Here is a 22,091-nt window from a genome sequence, read left to right as displayed (position 1 = left end):
ATGCGTTCGAATAAACCATGAAGGCTTTCGGATTCCTCTCGTTCGGACACTACGCCGACGTCCCCGGTTCGTCGACCCGGACGGCCGGCGACATGCTGCGCCAGACCATCGAGATCGCCGAGGGCGCTGATGAGATCGGCGTGAACGGCGCCTACGTGCGTGTGCACCACTGGGCGCGACAGGCCGCGTCTCCCATGCCCCTGTTGTCGGCGATGGCTGCGCGCACGAAGCGCATCGAGGTCGGCACCGGCGTCATCGACATGCGCTACGAGAACCCGTTCCAGTTCGCCGAAGAGGCTGCTGCGCTCGACTTCATCGCCGACGGACGCATCGCGCTCGGCGTGAGTCGCGGTTCACCCGAGACGGCGCTTCGCGGCTACGAGGCCTTCGGATACGTCGACGAAGAGGACCGTGAACGCGGCAGCATCCTGGCGCGCGACAAGTTCGACCTGTTCCTGCGGGCGATCGAGGGCGAACGCCTCGTCGCAGGAGACCCGCGGATGGTCGGGGAGGGGCGCTACCTGGCGATCGAACCGCAGTCGCCGACGCTGCGCGATCACATCTGGTGGGGGGCCGGGTCGCGTGCGACCGCGGAGGACACCGGGCGCAAGGGCCTCAACATGATGAGCTCGACCCTGCTCACAGAGGCCACGGGGCAGCCGTTCCACGAGCTCCAGCGGGAGCAGATCGACCTGTTCCGAGCTGCCTACAAGGACGCAGGGCACACCGGCACTCCCCGGGTGTCGGTGAGCCGCAGCGTCTTCCCGCTGGTGAGCGACATGGACCGGGCCTACTTCGGACTGCGCAGCGAGGAGAGCGACGACCAGATCGGCATCATCGACGGGATGCGCTCGACGTTCGGCAAGACGTACGCCGCCGAGCCCGACGTGCTGATCTCGCAGTTGAAGCAGGACGAGGCGGTCATGTCCGCGGACACGCTCATGCTCACGATCCCGAACCAGCTCGGCCCGGAGTACAACCTGCACGTGCTGCAGGCGTTCGCCGAGCACGTCGCCCCGGCGCTCGGCTGGAAGCCGAACACGGAAGGCCCGGTGCAGGGCGACCCGGCCTGACCCGCTTCCGCAGCCGCGATAGCGTGGCGGGATGGTCACGATCACCCCGCTCCAGCCGCAGGATCGCACCGATTGGCTCGCGCTCTGGAACGGCTATCTGACGTTCTACGAGTCCGAGATCGATCAGGCGACGACGGATGCGACCTTCGATCGCCTCACGAGGGATGCCGAGCTGCACGGCGCGATCGCCCGCGATGACGACGGCCGAGCGGTCGGGATCGTGCACTGGCTGACGCATCCGGCGACGTGGACGAGATCGGACTACTGCTACCTCGAGGATCTCTTCGTCTCGACGAAGGCTCGCGGAGCCGGCACGGGTGAGGCGCTCATCGAACACGTCCGCGAATGGGCCGTCCGGAACGGCAGCGCCAAGGTCTACTGGCTCACGGCCGAGAGCAACGAGACCGCTCGCCGGCTCTACGACCGCGTCGCCGATCGCAGCGGATTCATCCACTATCAGATCCGGATGCCGTGATCGTGGCGCTACTCTGACGGCATGACCTTCGACGGTGGATGGGACGACCCTCGAGTCGTGGCGCTGCGCGCCGAGCAGCGGCAGCGGCAGACCCGGTTCATCCTGACGTTCGCGCTCATCGAGGGGGCTGCGCTCCTCGCCGCCGTGATCCTCGTCTACGGCTTCGAGATCGTCGACCCGGATCAGGGCATCTGGATCCTCGTGGCCATCGCCGTCGCCGGCGGGATCGTGCTCAGCTCGTCCCTGCTGTCGATGATGCGTCGGCACACCCAGGAACTGCGCGATCTCGGGGTGCCACCGGGACCGGCGCCCGGCGACCCGAACAACGCGGGCTGATCGACGTCACGACGGTCGAAGCCTCTCGTTCCCGGCGAAACCTCGCGGCATCGACGCCGACGCGAAGAGACCCAGGACCGCCCGGTACCCTGGAACTCATGCTCAATATGGCCGATGGCCTCGCTCGACTCGGCGCGCTCGCCGCAGACCCGGTCGTCCGCACCCTGGCCGATGCGTTCGCCGCACAGGGCTTCGAACTCGCCGTCGTCGGCGGGCCGGTGCGCGACGCGCTGATCGGACGCCCGACGCACGACCTCGACTTCACGACGAACGCGTCGCCGGACCAGATCCTCGCGATCGTCAAACCCATCTCGACGGCGCACTGGGACATCGGTCGCGCATTCGGCACGATCGGCGCGCGCGTCCAGGGCGAGCAGGTCGAGATCACGACCTACCGCGCCGACAGCTACGACGGGGTCACCCGCAAGCCCACGGTGGAGTTCGGCGACACGATCGACGGCGACCTCGCCCGCCGCGACTTCACCGTGAACGCCATGGCGCTGCAGGTCCCTGCGGTCAAGCTCGTCGACCCGACGGGCGGCGTCGAGGACCTCATCGCCGGGGTTCTGCGGACACCCGCAGACCCGAAGGTGAGCTTCGGCGACGACCCGCTCCGGATGCTGCGGGCGGCGCGATTCAGCGCCCAGCTCGGCTTCGCGATCGACGACGGCACGCGGGACGCGATCGCCGAGCTCCGCGAGACGCTCAAGATCGTCAGCCCCGAGCGCATCCAGGGCGAGCTGATCCGGCTCATGCAGACCGAGGACCCCGTGCGCGGCATCCGCGTCCTCGTCGACACCGGTCTCATCGAGGAGTTCCTGCCGGAGGTGAGTGCGCTCCGACTCGAGGTCGACGAACACCATCACCACAAGGACGTCTACGAGCACTCGCTGACGGTGCTGCAGCAGGCGATCGAACTCGAGCACTCCCGCAACCCCGGCGCCGAGCCCGACGTCGCGTTGCGCATCGCGGCTCTGCTGCACGACATCGGGAAGCCGCGCACGCGCAAGCTCGAGCCCGGGGGCGCCGTCACCTTCCACCACCACGACGTGGTCGGCTCCCGCATGGCCCGCAAGCGCCTGCAGTCCCTGCGCTTCGACGGCGACACGACGGATGCCGTGGCCAGACTGATCGAGCTGCACCTGCGCTTCTTCGGCTACGCCGAGGGCACCTGGACCGACAGTGCGGTCCGCCGCTACGTGCGCGATGCCGGCGACCTGCTGGAGCGCCTGCACATCCTCACCCGCGCCGACGTCACGACGCGCAACCGTCGCAAGGCGACGCGCCTCGCGAGCGCCTACAACGACATCGAGTCACGGATCGCCGCGCTGCGTGAGCAGGAGGAGCTGGACGCGATCCGTCCGGAGCTCGACGGCAACCAGATCCAGGAGATCCTCGGCATCGCTCCGGGTCGCGAAGTCGGCGAGGCCTACCGGTATCTGCTGGAGCTGCGGCTCGACGAGGGCGTGCTCGGTGAGGATGCCGCGGAGCAGCGCCTGCGCGACTGGTGGGCGAGCCGCGGCTGAGCCCTTCCGTGCAGGCCGGTCAGCAGCCGCAGGAGCGGCCGATGACCAGGTGCGCGTCGACGACGAGGTGGCGCGGCTCGTGCTGCGGGCCGAGCAACGCGTCGACCGCGGCTTCGGCCATCTCGGTCAAGGGCTGGGCGACGCTCGTGAGCGTCGGCCAGCTGTACGCGGCATCCAGTGAGCCGTCGAAGGAGACGACGGCGAGATCCTCCGGGATGCGCAGTCCTGTTTCGTGCGCGGCCTTCAGGACACCGCGGCCCATCTGGTCCGAGGCGACGAAGAGGGCGCGGGGCACGTCGCCCGATCGGATCAGCCGGCGCATCGCGTCGTATCCGCCATCCGGCGTGAAGGAGCCGCGTGCGATCGGTCCCGGCTCGAGCCCCAGCCGGTCGAGGCTTTCGCGCCATCCGGTCTCTCGACCGTCCTCCTCGTCGCCCGTCGTGCCGCCGATGACGAGACCGATGTCCTCGTAGCCATGCTCTGCGAGGTGCTCGACCGCGAGGTGCGCGCCGTGCAGCAGGTCGACGCCCACCGAGTCCCGAGTCGGAACGCTGGCACTGTTGTTCAGCACCACGATCGGGATGCCTGCGAGATCCAGGTTGCGCAGATCGGGGTCGAAGACCGTGCTGCACAGGAAGATGCCGTCGACGAGGCGTCCGGCCAGCTGCTCCAGCTGCACGCGCTCGGTTGCGACCGAGGAGTCGGAGCTGGACGTGATGACGAGGTACCCGTGTCGGGCCGCCGCGACCTCGACCTCATGCGCGAGCTGCGCGAAGTACGGATTCATGGCCGTCGGCATGAGCATGCCGAGCATCTCCGTCGATCCGAGCCGCAGCGCACGGGCGGACGGGTTCGCGCGGTACCCGAGCTTGGCGACCGCCTCCCGCACGCGCTCCTCCGTGGCCTCGCCGACGCGCTTCGTCCCGTTCACCACGTAGCTGACCACGGCGGGGCTCACCCCGGCGAGCTTCGCTACGTCGTTCCGCGTCGCCCGTCCGGGGGAGGCGGCAGGTGAACGGGACACGGCGCCATCCTAGTCGCGCGCGGTCTGTGCGACCGAAGTGCCGATCTCCGCAGGGGCATCTCCGAAGTCCGGAATCGTCAGGCGCTCGCCTCCGAGGAGAGCCGAGCGGTGCGCGATGATGCCGGGGAGCGTGTAACGCGCGGCCTCCCACGCGTTCACCGGAGGCAACGAGCGCGTGGCGACGGCCGTGGCGAAGTCGTCCACCAGGAAGTGGTGGCTGCCCTCGTGGCCGCTCGGCAGACGACGCAGTGATTCCGGCAGGCGTGACGCGTCGTGGACGGGCGCAAGCCCCGAGATGAACGCATCGCGCAGCGCCGGGTCGACATCGGCCAGCGAGGGGTCGTCGGGCGACATCGACGGCTTGGTCTCGAGCTGCTCGGTGATGTCCTCCCAGCCCTCCTTGTCCTGCCAGACGGAGGTCGAGACGAGCTGCTCGAAGCTGCCCTCCGTGCCGAAGTAGCGGAATCGGGATTCGCGCAGGTGCGACGGGTAGCCGACGCGACGGAACTCGTTGATGCGGACGCTGCCGCCGCCGTCGAGCTCGAACAGGGCCGTGGCGTTGGAGAAGTCGTTGTCGAACATGCTGACTTCGCGGTCGAACACACCGTCGCCGCGGTCGTCGCGCACGCCGATGCAGCTCACGCTCACGGCGTGGGAGCCGATGGCCCCGATCACTCCGCCGAGCGAGTGGGTGGGGTAGAGCATGGGCGGGTAGCTGGCCGTGCTCTTCCACGCCTCACCGCCGCTGTACTGGTACGCGGCGTAGAAGCCGAGATCCATGTCGTGCACGTAGTCGCCCTCGGCGTAGAAGATGCGGCCGAACGCCCCGTCGGCCTTGCGACCCCTGGCGTATACCGTCGCCGGGTTGTAGTAGCTCGTCTCGCCCATCATGTAGGTGAGCCCGGTTTCGCGCACGGCCTCGATGATCGCCGCGATCTCCTCTTCGGTGATCGCCATCGGAACGGCGGAGTACACGTGCTTGCCGGCGCGCAGCGCGCGGACGACGAGCGGACCGTGCGTCCAGCGCTGCGTGAAGATCGCGACTGCGTCGACGTCGGACTCGAGCAGCGCGTCGAAGTCCTCGACGGTGCCGGCGAGGTTCTCGCGGGCCACGAGTTCACTCGCGCGCTCGGGAAGGACGTCGGTCACGACGACCGAGGAGACGAAGGGATGGGCGTTGAACAGCTTCGCGAACTGGCCCGCGAACTGCCCCGCGCCGACGATGCCGAGGGAGAAGGTCTGGTGAGTCATGCGCGAGAGTCTTCCACGAACGGTTACTCGTGTCAACGCCATTCCATGCGTGAAAATACGGATCAGAACTGGGTCTTGTGCCCTCAGAGTGACTCGTGTAACTTCGCGGGCATCCTGATCATCGCATAACGACGGAGTATGAAGATGACAACGAGCACGATCGTCCTCGGGCGTCGCGGAGCGACGCGTGACGGGGGAGTCAGAACGCGAAGAACGCGCAGCGACCTCAAGATCGCCCTGCTGTTCATCGCCCCGGCGCTCATCGGCCTGATCCTGTTCTACGTCGTGCCGACGATCCGCGGGCTGTATCTCAGCTTCACCGAATACAGCGTGCTCGATGAGCCCGTCTGGGTCGGCACGGCGAACTACGAGCGCATCGCGCAGGACCCGCTGTTCTGGAACGCGATGGGCGTCACCGTGCAGTACGTCGTGATCAACATCGTGCTGCAGACGACGATCGCGCTCGGTCTGGCGCTGCTCATGAATCACATCGCGCGATCGACATTCGTGCGGGGGATGCTGCTCATGCCGTACCTCATGGCGAACGTGATCGCCGCCCTGCTCTGGTTCTGGATGCTGGACTACCAGCTCGGAATCGTCAACGACATGATCGAGTGGCTCGGACTGCCGAGGGTCGCGTTCTTCGGAAGCGCGGATTGGGCCATCCCCACGCAGGCGCTGATCAACACCTGGCGGCACATGGGCTACACGGCGCTGCTGCTGTTCGCCGGACTGCAGGCGATCCCTCGTACGGTCTACGAGGCGGCGAACCTCGATGGGGCGAACCCCTTCCAGACGTTCGGACGCATCACCCTGCCGCTTCTGCGGCCGGTGCTCGCGCTGGTGCTCGTGCTGACCGTGACGGGATCGTTCCAAGTGTTCGACACCGTCGCCGTCACCACCCAGGGTGGCCCTGTCAACGCCAGCCGGGTGATCCAGTTCTACATCTTCGAGAAGGCGTTCACGCAGCTCGAGTTCGGCTACGCATCCGCTCTGGCGATGATCCTCTTCATCATTCTGGGCATCGTCGCCTTCGTGCAGATGAAGCTCCTCCGCGGCAACGAATCCGACCTGGCGTAAGCGTAAGGAAGAGGCAATGACCACGACCACGACCATCGTCACCCAGGGCCGCCGCATCCGCCGGCGCATGACCTGGGGTTCCGTTCTCGGCTGGATCTGCCTGGCGATCGCCATAGCGATCAGCATCCTGCCGTTCTACTGGGTGCTGCGCACCTCGCTCTCGATGAACAGCGGGCTCGCCGCGAACTCTTCGAGCCTGCTTCCCGTCGACTTCAACCTCGGTGCCTTCGCTCGGGTGTTCGGGTTGCAGTCCACCGAGGAGGCGCTGGCCCAAGGCGGTTCGGGTGCGGAGATCAACTTCTGGCAGTACCTGATGAACTCCGTCATCTTCGCGTCGTTGACGACTGCGGGAGCGGTGTTCTTCAGCTCGATGGCGGCATACGCGTTCTCGAGACTGCGCTGGAGGCACCGCGACCTCGTGTTCGGTCTGTTCCTCGCCACGGTGCTCGTACCGCCGATCTTCACGGCGCTGCCGAACTTCCTGCTGGTGAAGAATCTCGGACTGCTGGGGACGATGGCCGGCCTGATCCTGCCGTATGTCTTCATGACACCGTTCGCGATCTTCTTCATGCGGCAGTTCTTCCTCAACATGCCGCGCGAGGTCGAGGAGGCGGCGATGATCGACGGGGCATCGCAGTGGCGCATCTTCACACAGGTCGTGCTGCCGAATGCGGCGGCACCCCTCGCGACCCTGGCCCTGTTGACGTTCATGGGTCAGTGGAACGAGTACTTCTGGCCTCTGCTCGTCTCCGACGAGGGCACCCGAGTTCTCACCGTCGGTCTCGGCACGTTCAAGTCGCAATCGCCGCAGGGCGCGCCGGACTGGTCGGGGCTGATGGCGGCGACGCTGGTCTCCGCCGTCCCCGTGCTGATCCTGTTCGCCGTCTTCGGAAAGAAGATCGTGAACTCCATCGGCTTCAGCGGACTGAAGTGATCATGAAAGGACATGGCACCATGAGCCCGACCATGAAGAAGGCCACCGCCGGCACTGTCGCACTGCTGTCTGCGATCGCCCTCGGCGGATGCGCCGCCGGCAGCGACGAGAGCACGATCGACTACTGGCTGTGGGATGCGAACCAGCTGCCCGGTTACCGGCAGTGCGCGGCGGATTTCAACGCCGCGAATCCGGAACTGAGCGTCCGCGTGACCCAGCTGGGCTGGGACGACTACTGGGGCAAGCTCACCAATGGGATGGTCGCCGAGAACGCTCCCGACGTGTTCACCAACCACCTCTCGAAGTACCCGGACTACCTGCGCTTCGAACAGCTCGTCCCCCTGGACGACACCGAGGTCGACTTCGATCGGTACGCGGACGGTCTCGCCGATCTCTGGGTCGGGCAGGACGGCAAGCGCTACGGCGTGCCCAAGGACTGGGACACGATCGCCCTGTTCTACAACCGCGACATGCTTGCGGATGCCGGTATCAGCGAGGACGAGATGTCCGAGCTGACCTGGAACGCCGAGGACGGCGGGACGCTGGAGGAGGTCATCGCGCATCTCACCGTCGACTCCGCCGGTGTCCGCGGCGATGAAGAGGGCTTCGACAAGACCGACGTCGAAGTGTACGGGCTGGGCCTGGCGGCCTCGGGGTCCGGAATGGGCCAGGCCGAGTGGAGCTGGTTCACCGGGACGACCGGATGGACCCACACCGACGAGAACCCGTGGGGCGAGCACTACAACTACGACGACGAGCGCTTCCAGAGCGCGATCGCATGGTGGGCCGGCCTCATCGACAAGGGCTACATGCCGCGCCTGGAGACGACGATCGGTGCCTCGATGTCCGACAACTTCGGCGCGGGCCGCACAGCGATAAACGCGAACGGGTCGTGGACGCTCGGTCAGTACGCCTCGTACGACGGAATCGATCTCGGCATCGCTCCGACGCCGATCGGACCCGAAGGCCGGCGCGCGTCGATGTTCAACGGACTCGCCGATTCGATCTGGGTCGGCACCGACAACCTCGAGGGTTCCAGGAAATGGGTCGAATACCTCGGTTCGCCGGCCTGTCAGGACGTCGTCGGCGACCGGGGCGTCGTGTTCCCCGCGATCCTGTCGTCCGCGGAGCGCGCGGTCGCAGCATTCGAGGACCGCGGCCTCGACGTGTCGCCGTTCACCGACCACGTGACCGAGGGGACGACCTTCCTGTTCCCGATCACGGCGAACGCCGCGCAGGTCGACGGCATCATGCATCCGGCCATGGATTCCGTGCTCACCGGCCAGGCGGATGCGAGCTCGCTCACGAACGCCAACGATCAGGTGAACGCCCTGTTCGAGCGTTCGAGGGAGGATGCCGCGGACGACTGATCGTGGCGCGGTAGGGTCGCCCGACGCTGCGGGACGATGATCTCGACGTCGTCAGCGACCGGCTCCACGTCCTTCGGGCTGGTCGGTCGACCGGGCGTCCCCCGCGACGGCATCCAACCAGCCCGTGAGGTCGATTCCGATCGTGACGATGCCCTCCTCGGCATCCGAGATCGTCTGAGGGCGGAAGATGTGCTGGTCCATCGTCTGCTCCCCGGTCAGGGCGCCGGTGTCGTGGTCGGCTCCGGCGCTGGGGTCTCCGGCGCCGGTGAGGGAGTCGGCTTCGTGCTCTCCGAGTCGATCGCCGTGGCCTGACCGAACGGCGCGCGTGCGGGCGTCACGGAGTCCTCGTCGACCTCGCCCATGTCGTTCAGCTCGGCCTCCGGCAACGGGTAAACGTTCCAGATCGGCTGGCCACGGAAGTCGCGCAGCGGGACGGTGACCTTGTCGCTGCCGTCCTGCCAGCCGTAGTCGCCGCTTTCCGGATCGTGCAGATTGAGCGGGGTGCCCTTGCCGGTGAACAGCTGGACGTCCTGGATGGGCTTTCCTTCGGCGTCGTAGGCGAAGATGTTGCCCACCTGCACGCCGTCCAGGGAGCAGTTCGCCGGGCGGATAGTGGCCTTCGGAGACATACTCCGTCTGCGTGCTGACCATCCAGACGAAGACGAACGGCAGCGCCGCCGCGGCGATGATGCTCACGACCGTGCGGATGTGCCGCAGGCCGTTCGACGGGAGCCATCTGCCACGTCCCCACTGCACGCTGACGAGCGCGAGGGCTGCGAGCAGGCCCCATCCCGGCAGGCTCCTCGGCCAGTAGCTTCCGTATCCCTGGCCGGTGATCCCGAGGAGCAGGCCGTAGATCGCCGCGGCGCGCAGCACCCACCACACCGGGCGCAGGGCGATGAACAGATCCAGCATCCAGGCACCGAACCGGCTGGAGCGGATGTCGGTCGCGAGGGTGTGCAGGCGGGAGCGCACCCGGACGCTGAGGGAGTGCCGCATCTTCGCGTCGGACCGTGGCGGGAGGCCGGCGGCGTTGCGCAGCTCCTCGGCGTAGCCGGCCGGGTCGTCGAGATCGATGGACCCGTCGTTGTCCGCCGCCTTCTCCGTGAGGTCGGCGACGAGCCCGACGGTGATGTCCTCGGCATCCTCGCCGGGGAGGCTTTTCGTATCGCAGCTCGCGCCGGCGCTCAGCCCGCCATGCGCTCACCGTCGGGTGTCAGCACCCACCACACGTCGTTGACGCCCTGTCCCTTGACCTCTCCCGGTGCGGCATCGCCGACGAAGTAGTACAGCGGCCAGCCGTTGAGAGTCAGCTGCGTCTCTCCGTCGACGCCCGTGATCGTGCCGACCTCGCCTGTGACGCCCTCGACCTCCGGCGTCTCACTGTCGACGGTCACGGCGGGCCAGTTGTCCGCGCACTCGCCTTCGCACGTGCTCGCATCGGCACCCTGCGTGTCCTTGTCGAACATGTAGACCGTCATGCCTTCGCCGTCAACGACGATGCTGCCCAGGGACGAATCGGCCGTCATGAGGGAGACGTCGGCGGTCTCGGCCGGCTCCTCCGCCGGCGCACTGGATTCGCCGCCCGATCCGCCTGAGTACGGGTCCTCACCTGTGCCGGACCCCGAGGAGCATCCGGCCAGTCCGAGGGTGAGGATGACGGCGACGGCGCCGAGGCGGGCTGCGAGTGGGGCGTTCATGATGAGACTCCTTCGTCCGGTTCGAACGGGATGGGCATCCCGTCACCGTGGACACGAGAACCGCGCCCGAAGGGTTCAGGTCTCAGTCGTCGAGCTCGCTCCGCATCAGCACCGCACCCGACGGCGCGCGCAGTTCGATGGCCGCGATCTCGCTCGACCGCAGCGCCGTGCCGGCCGCGACCTGCGCGGTCGTGTCGGGGAAGGCGCGCCAGGTCGACAGCTGGCTCTCGTCACCGGATGTCGAGACGACGACGAGCGCGTACTCCCATCCGTCATAGGGTGCGGTTGCGGCGGGGCCGTAACTGCAGGTCAGCGAGAGCCGTGTACCCCATGCGGCATCCTCGAGTCGGACCCAGGCGTCCAGCGGCACGTCCTCGACGAGCTCGAGCGCAACGGTCTCGACCGGATCGGCCTGTTGCGAGAGGACGGTCGGCACCGCCACGATGCCGGCGATCATCGCGGCCGTGGCCGCCGAGGCGAGAAGCCAGCGGGTGCGTCGCGTGCGCCGTGCTCTGGCGACGCCGAGCTCGACGATGCGTGTCCGTGCGGCGTCGCTCGCGGGCGTCTCTTCAGCCATCTCGTCCCCTGACAGCAGGTCGATCGAGTTCGCCCGGGGCACGCGGGCGAGCAGGCCGGGCAGCGGGGAGAGATCGACGAGGGCGGCGCGGCACACCGCGCATTCGGAGGCGTGCGCCTCGTACGCAGCGCGATCGCCGGGGCTCAGCGCGCCGAGCACGTAGGCCGCATCCCACTCCGCGAAGCGCTCATGCTCCTGGTTCATCGCGTCACTCCCTTCTCCTGCAGTGCCAGTCGCAGAGCCCTCAACCCGTAATGAAGACGGGACTTGACGGTGCCCTCCGCGACGGCGAGCTCCTCGGCGATCTCGGCGATGCTCGAACCGAGGTAGTAGGCGCGCACCACGACGTCCCGGTGGGCGCGGCTGAGGCCGGCCAGTGCCTCCTCGATGAGCATGGCGTCCAGCACAGCGTCGGCGGCATCCTGCACTGCCGTCTCCGGCGTCTCGGCCATCGTGATCTCGCGCCGACGCCGCGCGCTCCTCGCCTCGTCCACCACGAGATGGCGTGCCACCGTGTACATCCACGACCGTGTGGCCGCCGGATCCTCGGCCAGGATGCGGGGCGTGCGCCAGGCGCGCAGCAACGTCTCCTGCACGACGTCGTCGGCTGCCGCGCTGTCTCCCGTGAGATGCACGGCGTAGCGCCGGACCGAGGCCGCATGCGCGTCGTAGAGCGCGCCGAGGCGAGCCGCGTCGTCGGGCATCGGTCACCTCCTCACCAGGGACACGAGGCCGACGTCCGCGAAGTTCAGATGAACCGGAGACGCGATCGTCTCGTGTTCCCCGCATGGACACGTTCGAGATCGCTGGACTTCCGCTTCATCCTCTCATCGTGCATGCGCTCGTGGTGCTGCTCCCGCTGACGGCGCTCGCACTGCTGCTCGGCACGTTCCTGCCGGCGGCCCGGCGAAGGCTGGGCATCGTGACGCCCGTCGCCGCCCTGATCGTCCTCGCGCTCACACCGGTCACGGTCGCGGCAGGCGAGTCGCTGATGCAGGCGGTCGGTCCGCTCCCCGGCGTGGCCGAGCACGCCGAGCTCGGCCGGATGCTGCTGCCCTGGACGATCGGACTGTTCGTCGTCTCGGCGGCGCAGTGGGCCTGGTACCGTTTCCGCCCTGACCGGACGGACCCCCGGCGATCGGATGCCGTCGTGACGGTCGTCCTCGGCGTCCTCGCCGTCGCGGTGGCGGTGGGAAGCACCGTGATGATGGTGCTCATCGGCGAGGCCGGAGCACGGGCCGTCTGGGGCTGAGCCCCGTCGAGCCGCACGCCGATAGCCTGGGCGCATGAGCGATCTCACCGCCGCCCTCCAGGTCACCCACAACGCGCGAGGCATCGGAGGCATGGCCGCGGAATCCGGAGGCGCGGTGCGCTCCGGCATCCTGTACCGCTCCGATGCGCTGGGCGGGCTCACCGAGGCGGGAGCGGCGGCGCTCGCCGACCTGGGGATCGGCACCGTGATCGACCTGCGCACGGATGCCGAGCGTTCGCGATCGGCCGACGTGCTTCCGCTGGACGGCAGTGTGCAGCTGATCAGCCTTCCGATCCTCGGCGGTGCGATGGATGAGATGGTGCGCCGGATGCTTCCCGGTGGCGGAGGTACGCGTCCGAGTGAGGCGGATGTGGCCCGCATGCTGGATGCCGTGCCGGCTCTCGAAGAGCTCTATCTCGGCATGCTGCAGGACGGCGCGGCGCAGTTCGCAGCTGTCGGGCGGGCCGTGATCGCCGCCGCCGGCACCGACCGCCCAGGGGTGCTGTTCCACTGCACGGCCGGCAAGGATCGCACCGGTGTCGCCGCGGCCCTGCTGCTGCAGCTCGCCGGCGCGAGCCGCGAGGACATCGTCGCCGACTACGCCCTGACCGGACAGAACCTCGCCGGTGCCTTCGCGGAGTCGCTCGCCGCCCTCATCACGAGCATGGGTGTGCCTCTCACTCCGAAGCTCCGCATTCTCGCGACCGAGGCGCCGGCAGAGGCGATCGAGGCCGTCCTCGACCGGCTCGCGTCCGAGTACGGCGGCGCGGCCGGCTATCTGCGCGCCGCCGGAATGACGGATGCCGAGGTCGATGAGCTCATCGGCATCCTGACGGCCGAAGCCGAATAGGCCGCGACTCCGGCCTCAGGCGGCTGCCGGTCAGAACGCGCGGAGCCAGATGTTGATCACGATGACCGCGACGATGAAGACGATCCACATCCATCCGGTCCTGCGCTTCAGCCGTCGTCCTGTCGGGGCGACCCCCGGAGGCGGCGTGATCATGCCGACGGGCGGGGCGAAGGGCAAGCTGTCGGCCCCGCCACCGGGTGACGCCGTTGCCGACGCGGCGGCGGCTCCGTACTCCGCCGGCAGACGTTCGTCACGCCAGCGCGCCCACTGGTCGAACTTCGTGATCAGCGCGCCGACGCTGCCGAACAGCCACGCCCAGGTCGCCGGATCCAGGGTCGAGGCCTGGCGCTGCGTGTACAGGAACAGCCAGTCGTCGACGATCTCGACGTCCAACTGAGCGGCGTTGTCGATGAACCGGGCCATGATGTCCGGCGTGAACAGGTACAGCGCATCCTGCTCGTAGCCTTCGGGGCAGTACAGCGTGAAGTACCGGTCGAAATCCCCCTCGAGCGACAGATGCTGATCCTTGTCGAACGATGCGGGCAGGTTCGATCCGAAACCGTTGTTGCCCACGGCATCCAGGACGATGTTCGGCAGCGGGACGTCCAGCTTCACTGCGACATACCCCCAGTGGTACGTCGTCGAGCTCTTGCCGTGCTTGACCGTGTACTGGAAGTTGCCGAACTCGACGAAGCGGGGGCTGTGACCGCGCACCAGCATGGTCGAGCGACGCGAGTTGCCGAACTGGAAGATCATCCCGGGGAGGCCGGGGTTGTCGACCTGGTCCTCGTACGTCATGTTGTTCGCTGCGGCGAATCGGCTCAGCCGGTAGCGCATGACGCGTCTCTTGCGGTGGCTGAGGAAGGCGCCGACGCCGATGACGAGCAACAGGATCCCGAAGATCGCGAACGGAATGATCGCGGCGCCGGAGAATCCCTGCGACGACGCCAGGGCGAATGTCGTCACGAGGATCGGCAGTCCGATCACCAGGCACAGGATGCCAACGATGATCCCGATGACGGTGCCGGCTGTCATGCCGCTGCCGGATCTTCGCGCCTTCATCTCGGCGATGAAGGCCCTCACGGCCCTCGGATCGACCGGCTCGGTGAGCGGGCGCGCGTCGAACGCGATGCCCGGCCGCGGGTTGCTCACGGGTTGACCTCGTCGCCCGTCCAGGAGAGGTCGGCGCCGTCCGGGATCGGCAGCGCTTCCAGCCGGCCGTCCGCGCAGATCGCGGCGATCAGCTCCGCCGATCCGGCGACGATGGTCGAGTCGAAGTCGATCTCGCTGACCATCACCCAGGCGCGATCCTGCGGCCACAGGATGCTGGGCTGCTCGGCACGGGGCTCGAAGCCGAGCTCCTCGAGGGGGCGGTTGCGCCACGGTGCGTCGAGGATCCAGCCAGGGTCGGCGAACACGGACGGTGCGGCGAAGAACAGCACGTGGCTGCGATCCGGAAGCTCCAGACGTGGCCCCTTCGAGATCTCATCCGACAGGATGCCGGGGTGCCATGTCGGCTTCGCGAAGGGGTTGTTGAACCGGTCGTGGATGCTCTGATCCAGCATCGTCTGGTGATTCGGGTCGCTGAGGAACTCGAGGTGCGCGCCTGAGGGTGCGGACTTCAGGGCGCCGACCAGGTCGCCCCAGCCCTCCCAGATCGCCGCGAAACCGGCATCCGGTGTCGTGGTGTGCGCGATCAGGTGCGACGCCAGCACGGCCAAGTGGGACGGCGGCATGCCACCCTCGTCGGGAGAGGTGAACTCGCGGCCGTCCGCCGCGATGCGCACCTGCCACCCGACGCCCTCGGGCGTCCCGACGATCCGCTGCCACTGCGCGAGCGGGTGCATCGCGGTACCGAAGACGGCGGCCGTCTCGGTCCATGTGATCTCGCGGTCGTCGAAGAGCTCGATCAGCCGCTGCTGCTCGGCATCCGGCAGCCTCACCCACTCGTCCATGTCGGGTACCGGACGGTCCGGCAGCGATCGCACCCGTGCGGGGTGGAACACGCGGGCGTACGCCGGGAACCCATGCGGCACGTACTCATGGTCGTCGAAGCGCTCGCGCAGCCATGCGCCCACCGCATCCGGATCAGCCACCCACTCCATGCGTCCACGGTACCCGGCCGGGCACCGCTCTCACGCCCGAAGTGAACCCCCGAAGAACGCCGGACCGGCCCGCGCTGAGGCACCGTCCGTTCACCGCGCCGTCGCCTCCTGGCAATACGCGCATGTCAGCATGCCCGCCGTGCGAAAGCCTCACGTCACCGTCATCCTGCCCGCCAAGGATGCCGCGCCCTACATCGGGACGACGTTGGAGACCCTGACGCGGCAGTTCGACGAGCCGGCTGCGGTGAAGCTCGTGGCGATCGATGACGGATCATCCGACGGCACCGGGGCGATCATGCGCGCGTACGCCGAGCGCTTCCCGCACTCCGAGGTGATCGCGAACGCGAAGCCCGTCGGTCTTGCGACCGCGCGCAACCAGGGCCTCGACCACGTCGAGGGAGAGGCGTTCTGCTTCGTCGACGGCGACGACTGGATGCAGCCTGCGCGACTGCGGGTGCTCGCCGATCGGCTCGGCCAGCTGGACTGCGACTTCCTGCGCACCGATCACGTCCGCGTCACCGGCACCGAGCGCACGCTGGTGCGCGCCCCGTACGCGTGGCGCGGCGCTGTCGCTTCCCCGCGGGATGCGATCCTCCCGGCGGACGACACGACCATGGTCGACTATCCGTATGCCTGGGCGGGCATATTCCACAGACGACTCATCGACCGAGGGCTCGCCGTCTTCGACGACGGGCTCTTCACGGCCGAGGACCGACCGTGGATCTGGCGGCTGCACCTGCACGCGCGATCGTTCGCGGTCGTCGATGCCCCCGCCCTGCTCTATCGCCGCGGTGTACCGACATCGCTCACTCAGGTGCGCGATCGGCGGCAGCTCCACTTCACCCACGCGCTCGCCGCCGTGCTCGACACGGTGGAACAGGATGCCGAGGCGGAGCGCTTCCTGCCGAAGGCGGTGTGGACGGTGCTCGCGCTCAGCTCTCATCACCTCGTCCGCTCGCGCCGGATGCCCCCGGCCCTTCGCAGGGAGATGCGCAGCGGCATCCGGGAGCTGCTCGAACGTCTGCCGGCCGACCAGGCCGCATCGGCTCTGCGGAGACTGGACGGTCCGCGCCGCCGCGTGCTCGCGCGCACCCTCAGACAGGCGGAGCGCACGACATGAGCCGCCTCTTCATGCTGCACAGCGCATATGGTCTGGCGACAGCCGCAGCGGCGCTCGACGCCGGCATCTTCGACGACGTGCACGAGAACGTGCTGCTGCCCGTCAACACCGCCCGCATCCCCGAGACGAGTCCCGGCATCGACGCGCAGTCGAGCCTCGCCTCGCTGCGGGCACGGTTCTCGCGGTCCGAGTCCTTGGACGAGCTGCTGTCACCGCGGCATCCGACGTCCTGGACGCCGTCCGACGCGGATCTTCCGGTTCTGCGGCGACTGCTCGTGCGGGCCTGGGAGCTCGACGATGATCTCGGGCTCTGCGTGCAGAGTCCGCAGGTCGCGCCCGCGAAGACCCTGCTCTCGCTGTTCCCCGATGCGCGGATCACGATCATCGGCGACGGCCTCATGACGTACTCGCCGATCCGTGTCGACCTCGGGCGGACCGTGGCCGAACGCGTCGGTCGAGTGGTCTACGCCGACGTCGTGCCGGGAGTGGCACCTCTCGTCTTCACAGAGGTGGGAGCGGAGCGGCTGCCGGTGCCGACCGCCGTCTTCCGCGCTGCCCTGGCGGAGACGACGGCGGCCGATCCGGACCTCGACGACCTCGCCGACGGGACGCCGACGGCTCTTGTGCTCGGCCAGTACCTCGCGGCACTCGGGCTCGTCGAGCCGGCGGAGGAGATCGCGATGCAGCAGCAGATGATCGACCGCGCGATGGCCGCGGAACCGGCGCGCATCGTCTTCAAACCGCACCCGTCCGCACCACCGTCCGTCACGTCGGCGCTGCGCCAGCGTGCACGCCGTCACGGCGTCGCCTTCGTCGAGTACCGGGGGCCGACGCCAGCCGAACTCGTCGCCGAACGACTGGATGCCGCCGTCGTCGTCGCCGGCTTCTCGACGGCCCTGCCGACGATCAGCGCGCTGTACGACCGACCGATCGCCTCCGTCGGTGCGGAGACGGTGCTCGCGCGTCTGAGCCCGTATGAGAACAGCAACCGTGTGCCGGCGACGATCGTCGACGCGCTGACCCGTGACGACTCGCCGTACCGGGATCCGACCGGATTGCAGCTGCTCGTCGACGCGGTCGGCTACGCCATGCAGCCGCGCATCGCCGCGCACCTGCGTCCACGCGCCGAGCGGCTGCTGCGGGAACTCGACGCCGTGGAGCGAGAGCGCTACTTCGCCCCCGACCGACTCATCGACCTGGGGCTCCCCGGCGCCCCGCGGGAGCGCATCCTGCGGCGGGTGATGCGTTCGAAGGGCGGCGTCGGGCGAGTCGAGGAGTTGAAGCTCACGGCAGCGGGCGCCAGACGGCGTGCCGCGCGAGCATGGAAGGCGGTCGCAGGACGATGACCCGGACGGTGGCGATCATCCCCGCCAGAGGCGGATCCAAGCAGGTGCCGGGAAAGAACCTGCGGCGAATCGGAGGGCTGCCGCTGGTCGAGCGCGCTGTTCGCGCTGCGGCCGCGGCATCCGGAATCGACCTCGTGGTCGTTTCGACGGACGATGCCGAGATCGCCGCGGTGGCGGCAGCCGCCGGAGCGCGCGTCATCACGCGACCCGCGGAGATCTCCGGGGACACCGCCTCGTCGGAGAGCGCGGTCCTGCATGCTCTGGACGAGCTCGAGAGCGAGGACGTCCGGGTAGGAACCGTCGTGTTCATGCAGGCCACGTCGCCGTTCATTCCGACGTCCGGCCTCGATGAAGCGGTCGAACTGATCAGCAGCGGGCGCTTCGACAGCGTGTTCTCGGCGCACGAGACCTACGGGTTCCTCTGGCGTCGCGACGAGGACGGCGCGGCCGAGGCCATCAATCACGACGCATCCCATCGCCCGCGACGGCAGGACCGGGAACCGCACTATCTCGAGACCGGCGCGTTCTATGCGTTCGGTGCCGCAGGGTTCCGCGCCGCGGGGCATCGCTTCTTCGGTCGGATCGGGATCGTGGAGGTGCCGGAGCAGACGGCCGTCGAGATCGACGACGCGCAGCAGCTCGCGATGGCCGCGGCGGTCGCCGACCTGATCGACCGGCCCTCCGGTGATCGGATCGACGTGCGGGCGGTCGTGACGGACTTCGATGGCGTGCACACCGACGACACCGCGCTCGTCGACAGCGAAGGACGCGAGCACGTGCGAGTGAGCAGAGAGGACGGCATGGGGGTGTCGCTGCTGCGACGCGCCGGCATTCCGATGCTGATCCTCTCGACCGAGGTCAATCCCGTCGTCCGGGCGCGCGCGGACAAGCTCAAAGTGCCGGTGCTGCATGGCATCGACGACAAGGCTGCGGCGCTCACCGCCTGGGCGGCCGAGCAGGGCATCGCTCTCGGCGACGTGGCGTATCTGGGCAACGACGTCAATGACCTCGGGGCGATGCGCATCGTCGGGTGGCCTGTGGCCGTCGGCAACGCGCACCCGGCGGTGCGCGAACAGGCGCGGATCGTGTTGAACCGAAACGGCGGACAGGGTGCTGTTCGCGAACTCGTCGAAAGGGTGTTGCCTCGGTGACCACCTCCGGTAACCGTCAGGTCGCGTGACGTTCACACTCGCGGCGTACCCATGAGAGACGGGGGTTCCACGACTGGAGGACGACATGACCGTAAGCATCGGATCGCACGTGATCGGCGGCGGCAGGCCCGTCTACGTGATCGCGGAGATCGGGCTGAACCACAACGGCGACGTCGAGCTCGCCAAGCGCCTGATCGACGTCGCGGCGCACAGCGGTGCGAACGCCGTGAAGTTCCAGAAGCGCACGCCGGAGATCTCCACGCCCGAGCACATGCGCGACGTGCCTCGTGAGACGCCGTGGGGCACCATGACCTATCTCGACTACCGTCGCCGCGTCGAGTTCGGTCGCGACGAGTACATCGCGATCGGCGACCACGCGACGATGCTGGGCCTGGACTGGTTCGCCTCCCCGTGGGACGTGCCCAGCGTGCACTTCCTCGAGGATCTGAACGTCGTCGCCCACAAGGTCGCCTCGGCGAGCCTGACGGACACCGAGCTGCTCGAGGCGCTGCGCGCGACGGGCAAGCCGGTCATCCTCTCCACCGGCATGTCGACGCTGGAGCAGATCGATCGGGCGCTCGAGGTTCTCGGCACGGACCGGGTGGTCCTCATGCACGCCACCTCCACCTACCCGATGGAGCCCGAAGAGGCCAACCTGCGGGTCATCGCGTCACTGCGCGACCGGTACCCCGGCATCCCCGTCGGATACTCCGGCCACGAACGAGGCCTGCAGATCTCGCTGGCGGCCGTCGCGATCGGCGCCGTCGCCGTCGAGCGTCACATCACGCTCGATCGCACCATGTGGGGTTCGGACCACGCGGCGTCGCTCGAACCCACCGGCCTCGACCACCTCGTCCGCGACATCCGCGTGATCGAGACGGCACTCGGCGACGGCATCAAGCGCGTGTTCCCCGGCGAACTCGCCCCGATGGCGAAGCTGCGTCGCGTACCGGCATGAGCGCCCGGCTGCGCGTCGTCGCGATCGCCGACGCCGACTCGTTCGTCAAGTGGTCGGCCTCGCTGCTGTCGGGTGTCGACGGCATCCGACGCCACCTGCTGATCGTCAGCACGCCGCTGACGGTCAGTCGCGAGCAGGAGCGCACGGCGCTGGCCGGAACGGGCTTCACGGATGCCGAGGTCACTCGCCTCTCGTTCGACGAGGTCCGAGGCTGGCTCGCCGGTCATCAGCCGGATGCCGTGGTCCTGGCCGGTCGCGGTGCGTTCGTGCGTCTGATCGGCGGGCAGATCGATCGGCTCGAGAGGCGGCCTGTCGTCGTCGGTGGTCTGCCGGGGATGTCGATCCCGGCGCAGCGCGGCGCTCTGGAGTACCGCAGGCATTGCGATCTCGTCGTGCTGCACTCGCATCGTGAGCGACGCGCGTTCGCCGAACTGGGCACGCGCATCGGGGTGGACGTGCCGCTCGGGCTCGCGACGCTGCCGTACGCGCGGTCCTCGCTCGTGGAACGAGCCGCCCCCGCCTCGTTCGTCGAGCGAGAGGCGCGCGGCGAAACGCTTTCCCGGTCGCAGACGCGTCCGGACTCGCGGGTGCTCGCTCAACGAATGACGGTGCGAACCGAGGAGCGTGCCGAAACCCTGCGCCCGCCAGCCACGGACCTCGTCTTCGCGTCGCAGGCGATGGTGCCGGTCGAACGTCACGAGCGTGCAGCGATCGCGGAGATCCTCGTCCGCGCCGCCGAAGCGAATCCGCGCCGCCGCGTCGTCGTGAAGCTGAGGTCGCGCCGAGGAGAAGCGGAGACGCATCTCGAGCGGGATGCCTATGCCGACCTGTTCGCGTCTCGACCGGCCAATCTCGTGTTCTCGTACCAGCCGATGGTGGTGGCGCTCGAGCGTGCCGAGGGTCTGGTGACGGTGAGTTCGACGGCGGCCATCGAGGCGCTCGCCGCCGGTGTCCCCGTCATCGCGCTGGACACGTTCGGGGTGCGCAAGTCGCTGCTGAACACCGTGTTCATCGGCAGCGGACTCCTGGGCAGCGGCGAAGAGGTGGTGCGACGGCAGTTCCGGCACCCGCACCCCGGCTGGATGTGGGAGAACTACTTCCACCCGGCATCCGAATCCGGCTGGTGGAGCGATGTCGAGAAGCTGATCGCGCAGCGCCGCGCAGGAACTCTCGCTCCGCGGCCGGTTCCGCAGCCGCGGGCGGGAGCACTGCATGCGGCCTGGCATCGCAAGAGCGTGCTCGGCTCGACCGATCGCAGTCTCGCCGGTGCCGTCGCGCTCGCCGTCGGGACACCACTCGTGCGCGGCATCCTGTCTCGCCGTCGCGCCGCGACCGACACATGGTCCGAGACCGGAACCGACTACACGCTCGAACCCGCCCCGCACGTGGACTCCCTCCGGCGCTGAACCGCCCCGCCCCCGGATCCGAACCGTGCAGTGCGCCTCGCGTTCGCGACACGCCCGGAACTCCGCTAGACTGTCACGGTTGTCTGCCTGCCGGCATCCATTCGGGATGCCAGGGCGGACACGTGCACACACCCTCCTGCTTCCAGGAAATCCTTGGAAGCCGTTCTAGTCCGAAGGAGGTGGGTAAGTGACGCACCAGTACGAACTCATGGTCATTCTGACCCCCGAGATCGACGAGCGCCAGGTCGCCCCGACACTGGACAAGTTCCTCAAGGTCATCACCAACGATGGTGGCACTGTGGACAAGGTCGACATCTGGGGTAAGCGCCGTCTGGCCTACGAGATCCAGAAGAAGACCGAAGGCATCTACGCCGTCGTGAACTTCACCGCGACCAGCGATGCCACCAAGGAGCTGGACCGTCAGCTCGGCCTCAACGAGCAGATCATGCGCACCAAGGTGCTGCGTGCTGAAGAGGCCCAGGCGATGGTTGCCGCGGAGGCGAAGCGCTCCGAGGAGAAGGCCGCTCGCAAGTCCAAGGCTGCGAAGGCCTAAGTCC

Annotated in this window: 24 protein-coding genes; 15 read left to right on the top strand and 9 right to left on the bottom strand. The window is 68.3% G+C overall.

The window, feature by feature from the left end:
- The first annotated feature begins 17 nt into the window (after positions 1-17).
- The 4 genes from ACFCYE_RS02220 to ACFCYE_RS02205 all read left to right on the top strand — a co-directional run bounded on the left by ACFCYE_RS02220 (position 18) and on the right by ACFCYE_RS02205 (position 3,410).
- Positions 18-1,073, top strand: coding sequence for an LLM class flavin-dependent oxidoreductase (locus ACFCYE_RS02220; RefSeq protein WP_376175921.1), 1,056 nt, complete (start codon positions 18-20; stop codon positions 1,071-1,073).
- Between the two features lie 31 nt (positions 1,074-1,104).
- Positions 1,105-1,548 (top strand): GNAT family N-acetyltransferase, encoded by a 444-nt coding sequence (locus ACFCYE_RS02215; protein ID WP_376175920.1) that lies wholly within the window; start codon positions 1,105-1,107, stop codon positions 1,546-1,548.
- A 21-nt stretch (positions 1,549-1,569) separates the two neighbouring features.
- Positions 1,570-1,884: a hypothetical protein gene (locus tag ACFCYE_RS02210; RefSeq protein WP_376175919.1), complete on the top strand. Its 315-nt coding sequence runs from the start codon at positions 1,570-1,572 to the stop codon at positions 1,882-1,884.
- A 98-nt stretch (positions 1,885-1,982) separates the two neighbouring features.
- Positions 1,983-3,410: a CCA tRNA nucleotidyltransferase gene (locus ACFCYE_RS02205; protein WP_376175918.1), complete on the top strand. Its 1,428-nt coding sequence runs from the start codon at positions 1,983-1,985 to the stop codon at positions 3,408-3,410.
- A 19-nt stretch (positions 3,411-3,429) separates the two neighbouring features.
- Here the strand turns inward: ACFCYE_RS02205 and ACFCYE_RS02200 are convergent, their stop codons facing one another.
- Both ACFCYE_RS02200 and ACFCYE_RS02195 read right to left on the bottom strand, forming a co-directional pair.
- Complete coding sequence (locus tag ACFCYE_RS02200; protein WP_376175917.1) at positions 3,430-4,434, bottom strand: LacI family DNA-binding transcriptional regulator; 1,005 nt, start codon at positions 4,432-4,434, stop codon at positions 3,430-3,432.
- Positions 4,435-4,443: 9 nt separating this feature from the next.
- Positions 4,444-5,685, bottom strand: a complete 1,242-nt coding sequence (locus tag ACFCYE_RS02195) for a Gfo/Idh/MocA family protein (protein WP_376175916.1) — start codon at positions 5,683-5,685, stop codon at positions 4,444-4,446.
- A gap of 138 nt (positions 5,686-5,823) precedes the next feature.
- On the opposite strand from ACFCYE_RS02195, the gene ACFCYE_RS02190 reads away from it, so the two are divergent.
- Genes ACFCYE_RS02190 through ACFCYE_RS02180 form a run of 3 tightly spaced genes read left to right on the top strand, consistent with a single transcriptional unit; the run spans position 5,824 to position 9,069 of the window.
- The gene (locus ACFCYE_RS02190; RefSeq protein ID WP_376175915.1) at positions 5,824-6,765 is read left to right on the top strand and encodes a carbohydrate ABC transporter permease; all 942 of its coding nucleotides are present in this window, start codon (positions 5,824-5,826) and stop codon (positions 6,763-6,765) included.
- Between the two features lie 16 nt (positions 6,766-6,781).
- Positions 6,782-7,699: a carbohydrate ABC transporter permease gene (locus tag ACFCYE_RS02185; RefSeq protein ID WP_376175914.1), complete on the top strand. Its 918-nt coding sequence runs from the start codon at positions 6,782-6,784 to the stop codon at positions 7,697-7,699.
- A 20-nt stretch (positions 7,700-7,719) separates the two neighbouring features.
- On the top strand, positions 7,720-9,069 hold the full coding sequence (locus ACFCYE_RS02180; protein WP_376175913.1) for an ABC transporter substrate-binding protein: 1,350 nt from the start codon (positions 7,720-7,722) through the stop codon (positions 9,067-9,069).
- A 51-nt stretch (positions 9,070-9,120) separates the two neighbouring features.
- Here the strand turns inward: ACFCYE_RS02180 and ACFCYE_RS02175 are convergent, their stop codons facing one another.
- The 5 genes from ACFCYE_RS02175 to ACFCYE_RS02155 form a co-directional block, all read right to left on the bottom strand.
- Complete coding sequence (locus ACFCYE_RS02175; RefSeq protein WP_376175912.1) at positions 9,121-9,270, bottom strand: hypothetical protein; 150 nt, start codon at positions 9,268-9,270, stop codon at positions 9,121-9,123.
- Between the two features lie 14 nt (positions 9,271-9,284).
- The gene (locus tag ACFCYE_RS02170; RefSeq protein WP_376175911.1) at positions 9,285-9,698 is read right to left on the bottom strand and encodes a hypothetical protein; all 414 of its coding nucleotides are present in this window, start codon (positions 9,696-9,698) and stop codon (positions 9,285-9,287) included.
- Between the two features lie 558 nt (positions 9,699-10,256).
- On the bottom strand, positions 10,257-10,769 hold the full coding sequence (locus tag ACFCYE_RS02165) for a hypothetical protein (RefSeq protein ID WP_376175910.1): 513 nt from the start codon (positions 10,767-10,769) through the stop codon (positions 10,257-10,259).
- Between the two features lie 82 nt (positions 10,770-10,851).
- Positions 10,852-11,550, bottom strand: a complete 699-nt coding sequence (locus ACFCYE_RS02160; RefSeq protein ID WP_376175909.1) for a zf-HC2 domain-containing protein — start codon at positions 11,548-11,550, stop codon at positions 10,852-10,854.
- Positions 11,547-12,050, bottom strand: coding sequence for a sigma-70 family RNA polymerase sigma factor (locus tag ACFCYE_RS02155; protein ID WP_376175908.1), 504 nt, complete (start codon positions 12,048-12,050; stop codon positions 11,547-11,549). The genes ACFCYE_RS02160 and ACFCYE_RS02155 overlap by 4 nt, the downstream gene beginning before the upstream one ends.
- 83 nt (positions 12,051-12,133) lie before the next feature.
- Between ACFCYE_RS02155 and ACFCYE_RS02150 the strand changes: the two genes are divergently transcribed.
- Together ACFCYE_RS02150 and ACFCYE_RS02145 are read left to right on the top strand one after the other, a co-directional pair.
- A complete protein-coding gene (locus ACFCYE_RS02150; protein ID WP_376175907.1) occupies positions 12,134-12,598 on the top strand; it encodes a DUF2231 domain-containing protein in 465 nt (154 codons plus the stop codon).
- Positions 12,599-12,632: 34 nt separating this feature from the next.
- Entirely contained in the window at positions 12,633-13,448 is an 816-nt protein-coding gene (locus ACFCYE_RS02145) for a tyrosine-protein phosphatase (RefSeq protein WP_376175906.1), read from the top strand.
- A 30-nt stretch (positions 13,449-13,478) separates the two neighbouring features.
- Here ACFCYE_RS02145 and ACFCYE_RS02140 read toward each other — a convergent pair whose 3' ends face one another.
- Positions 13,479-14,600, bottom strand: coding sequence for a hypothetical protein (locus ACFCYE_RS02140; RefSeq protein ID WP_376175905.1), 1,122 nt, complete (start codon positions 14,598-14,600; stop codon positions 13,479-13,481).
- Positions 14,597-15,553 carry a hypothetical protein gene (locus ACFCYE_RS02135; protein ID WP_376175904.1) on the bottom strand — a complete coding sequence of 319 codons (957 nt, stop codon included), beginning with the start codon at positions 15,551-15,553 and terminating at the stop codon, positions 14,597-14,599. The genes ACFCYE_RS02140 and ACFCYE_RS02135 overlap by 4 nt, the downstream gene beginning before the upstream one ends.
- 139 nt (positions 15,554-15,692) lie before the next feature.
- On the opposite strand from ACFCYE_RS02135, the gene ACFCYE_RS02130 reads away from it, so the two are divergent.
- The 6 genes from ACFCYE_RS02130 to rpsF all read left to right on the top strand — a co-directional run bounded on the left by ACFCYE_RS02130 (position 15,693) and on the right by rpsF (position 22,087).
- Entirely contained in the window at positions 15,693-16,673 is a 981-nt protein-coding gene (locus ACFCYE_RS02130; RefSeq protein ID WP_376175903.1) for a glycosyltransferase family 2 protein, read from the top strand.
- Positions 16,670-18,019 (top strand): polysialyltransferase family glycosyltransferase, encoded by a 1,350-nt coding sequence (locus ACFCYE_RS02125; RefSeq protein WP_376175902.1) that lies wholly within the window; start codon positions 16,670-16,672, stop codon positions 18,017-18,019. The genes ACFCYE_RS02130 and ACFCYE_RS02125 overlap by 4 nt, the downstream gene beginning before the upstream one ends.
- On the top strand, positions 18,016-19,170 hold the full coding sequence (locus ACFCYE_RS02120) for a cytidylyltransferase domain-containing protein (protein WP_376175901.1): 1,155 nt from the start codon (positions 18,016-18,018) through the stop codon (positions 19,168-19,170). The genes ACFCYE_RS02125 and ACFCYE_RS02120 overlap by 4 nt, the downstream gene beginning before the upstream one ends.
- Before the next feature lie 85 nt (positions 19,171-19,255).
- The gene (locus ACFCYE_RS02115; RefSeq protein WP_376175900.1) at positions 19,256-20,128 is read left to right on the top strand and encodes an N-acetylneuraminate synthase family protein; all 873 of its coding nucleotides are present in this window, start codon (positions 19,256-19,258) and stop codon (positions 20,126-20,128) included.
- Positions 20,125-21,534, top strand: coding sequence for a DUF6716 putative glycosyltransferase (locus ACFCYE_RS02110; protein WP_376175899.1), 1,410 nt, complete (start codon positions 20,125-20,127; stop codon positions 21,532-21,534). The genes ACFCYE_RS02115 and ACFCYE_RS02110 overlap by 4 nt, the downstream gene beginning before the upstream one ends.
- 187 nt (positions 21,535-21,721) lie before the next feature.
- Complete coding sequence (rpsF, locus tag ACFCYE_RS02105) at positions 21,722-22,087, top strand: 30S ribosomal protein S6 (protein WP_376175898.1); 366 nt, start codon at positions 21,722-21,724, stop codon at positions 22,085-22,087.
- Positions 22,088-22,091: the final 4 nt, after the last annotated feature.

Source organism: Microbacterium sp. NPDC056234 (assembly GCF_042267585.1).
In the GTDB taxonomy this organism is placed as follows: domain Bacteria; phylum Actinomycetota; class Actinomycetes; order Actinomycetales; family Microbacteriaceae; genus Microbacterium.
The sequence above is the reverse complement of the archived record's forward strand: the minus strand, read 5'-3'. Positions and strand labels throughout refer to the sequence as shown.

What these genes read in the sequence shown, in the direction of transcription:
- ACFCYE_RS02115 (WP_376175900.1), top strand. Translation starts at nt 19,256, where the DNA reads ATGACCGTAAGCATCGGATCGCACGTGATCGGCGGCGGCAGGCCCGTC.
- ACFCYE_RS02125 (WP_376175902.1), top strand. Translation starts at nt 16,670, where the DNA reads ATGAGCCGCCTCTTCATGCTGCACAGCGCATATGGTCTGGCGACAGCC.
- ACFCYE_RS02135 (WP_376175904.1), bottom strand. Translation starts at nt 15,553, where the DNA reads ATGGAGTGGGTGGCTGATCCGGATGCGGTGGGCGCATGGCTGCGCGAG.
- ACFCYE_RS02150 (WP_376175907.1), top strand. Translation starts at nt 12,134, where the DNA reads ATGGACACGTTCGAGATCGCTGGACTTCCGCTTCATCCTCTCATCGTG.
- ACFCYE_RS02220 (WP_376175921.1), top strand. Translation starts at nt 18, where the DNA reads ATGAAGGCTTTCGGATTCCTCTCGTTCGGACACTACGCCGACGTCCCC.
- ACFCYE_RS02215 (WP_376175920.1), top strand. Translation starts at nt 1,105, where the DNA reads ATGGTCACGATCACCCCGCTCCAGCCGCAGGATCGCACCGATTGGCTC.
- ACFCYE_RS02155 (WP_376175908.1), bottom strand. Translation starts at nt 12,050, where the DNA reads ATGCCCGACGACGCGGCTCGCCTCGGCGCGCTCTACGACGCGCATGCG.
- ACFCYE_RS02170 (WP_376175911.1), bottom strand. Translation starts at nt 9,698, where the DNA reads ATGTCTCCGAAGGCCACTATCCGCCCGGCGAACTGCTCCCTGGACGGC.
- ACFCYE_RS02175 (WP_376175912.1), bottom strand. Translation starts at nt 9,270, where the DNA reads ATGGACCAGCACATCTTCCGCCCTCAGACGATCTCGGATGCCGAGGAG.
- ACFCYE_RS02110 (WP_376175899.1), top strand. Translation starts at nt 20,125, where the DNA reads ATGAGCGCCCGGCTGCGCGTCGTCGCGATCGCCGACGCCGACTCGTTC.
- ACFCYE_RS02195 (WP_376175916.1), bottom strand. Translation starts at nt 5,685, where the DNA reads ATGACTCACCAGACCTTCTCCCTCGGCATCGTCGGCGCGGGGCAGTTC.
- ACFCYE_RS02165 (WP_376175910.1), bottom strand. Translation starts at nt 10,769, where the DNA reads ATGAACGCCCCACTCGCAGCCCGCCTCGGCGCCGTCGCCGTCATCCTC.
- ACFCYE_RS02210 (WP_376175919.1), top strand. Translation starts at nt 1,570, where the DNA reads ATGACCTTCGACGGTGGATGGGACGACCCTCGAGTCGTGGCGCTGCGC.
- ACFCYE_RS02160 (WP_376175909.1), bottom strand. Translation starts at nt 11,550, where the DNA reads ATGAACCAGGAGCATGAGCGCTTCGCGGAGTGGGATGCGGCCTACGTG.
- ACFCYE_RS02190 (WP_376175915.1), top strand. Translation starts at nt 5,824, where the DNA reads ATGAAGATGACAACGAGCACGATCGTCCTCGGGCGTCGCGGAGCGACG.
- ACFCYE_RS02205 (WP_376175918.1), top strand. Translation starts at nt 1,983, where the DNA reads ATGCTCAATATGGCCGATGGCCTCGCTCGACTCGGCGCGCTCGCCGCA.
- ACFCYE_RS02185 (WP_376175914.1), top strand. Translation starts at nt 6,782, where the DNA reads ATGACCACGACCACGACCATCGTCACCCAGGGCCGCCGCATCCGCCGG.
- ACFCYE_RS02180 (WP_376175913.1), top strand. Translation starts at nt 7,720, where the DNA reads ATGAGCCCGACCATGAAGAAGGCCACCGCCGGCACTGTCGCACTGCTG.
- ACFCYE_RS02145 (WP_376175906.1), top strand. Translation starts at nt 12,633, where the DNA reads ATGAGCGATCTCACCGCCGCCCTCCAGGTCACCCACAACGCGCGAGGC.
- ACFCYE_RS02120 (WP_376175901.1), top strand. Translation starts at nt 18,016, where the DNA reads ATGACCCGGACGGTGGCGATCATCCCCGCCAGAGGCGGATCCAAGCAG.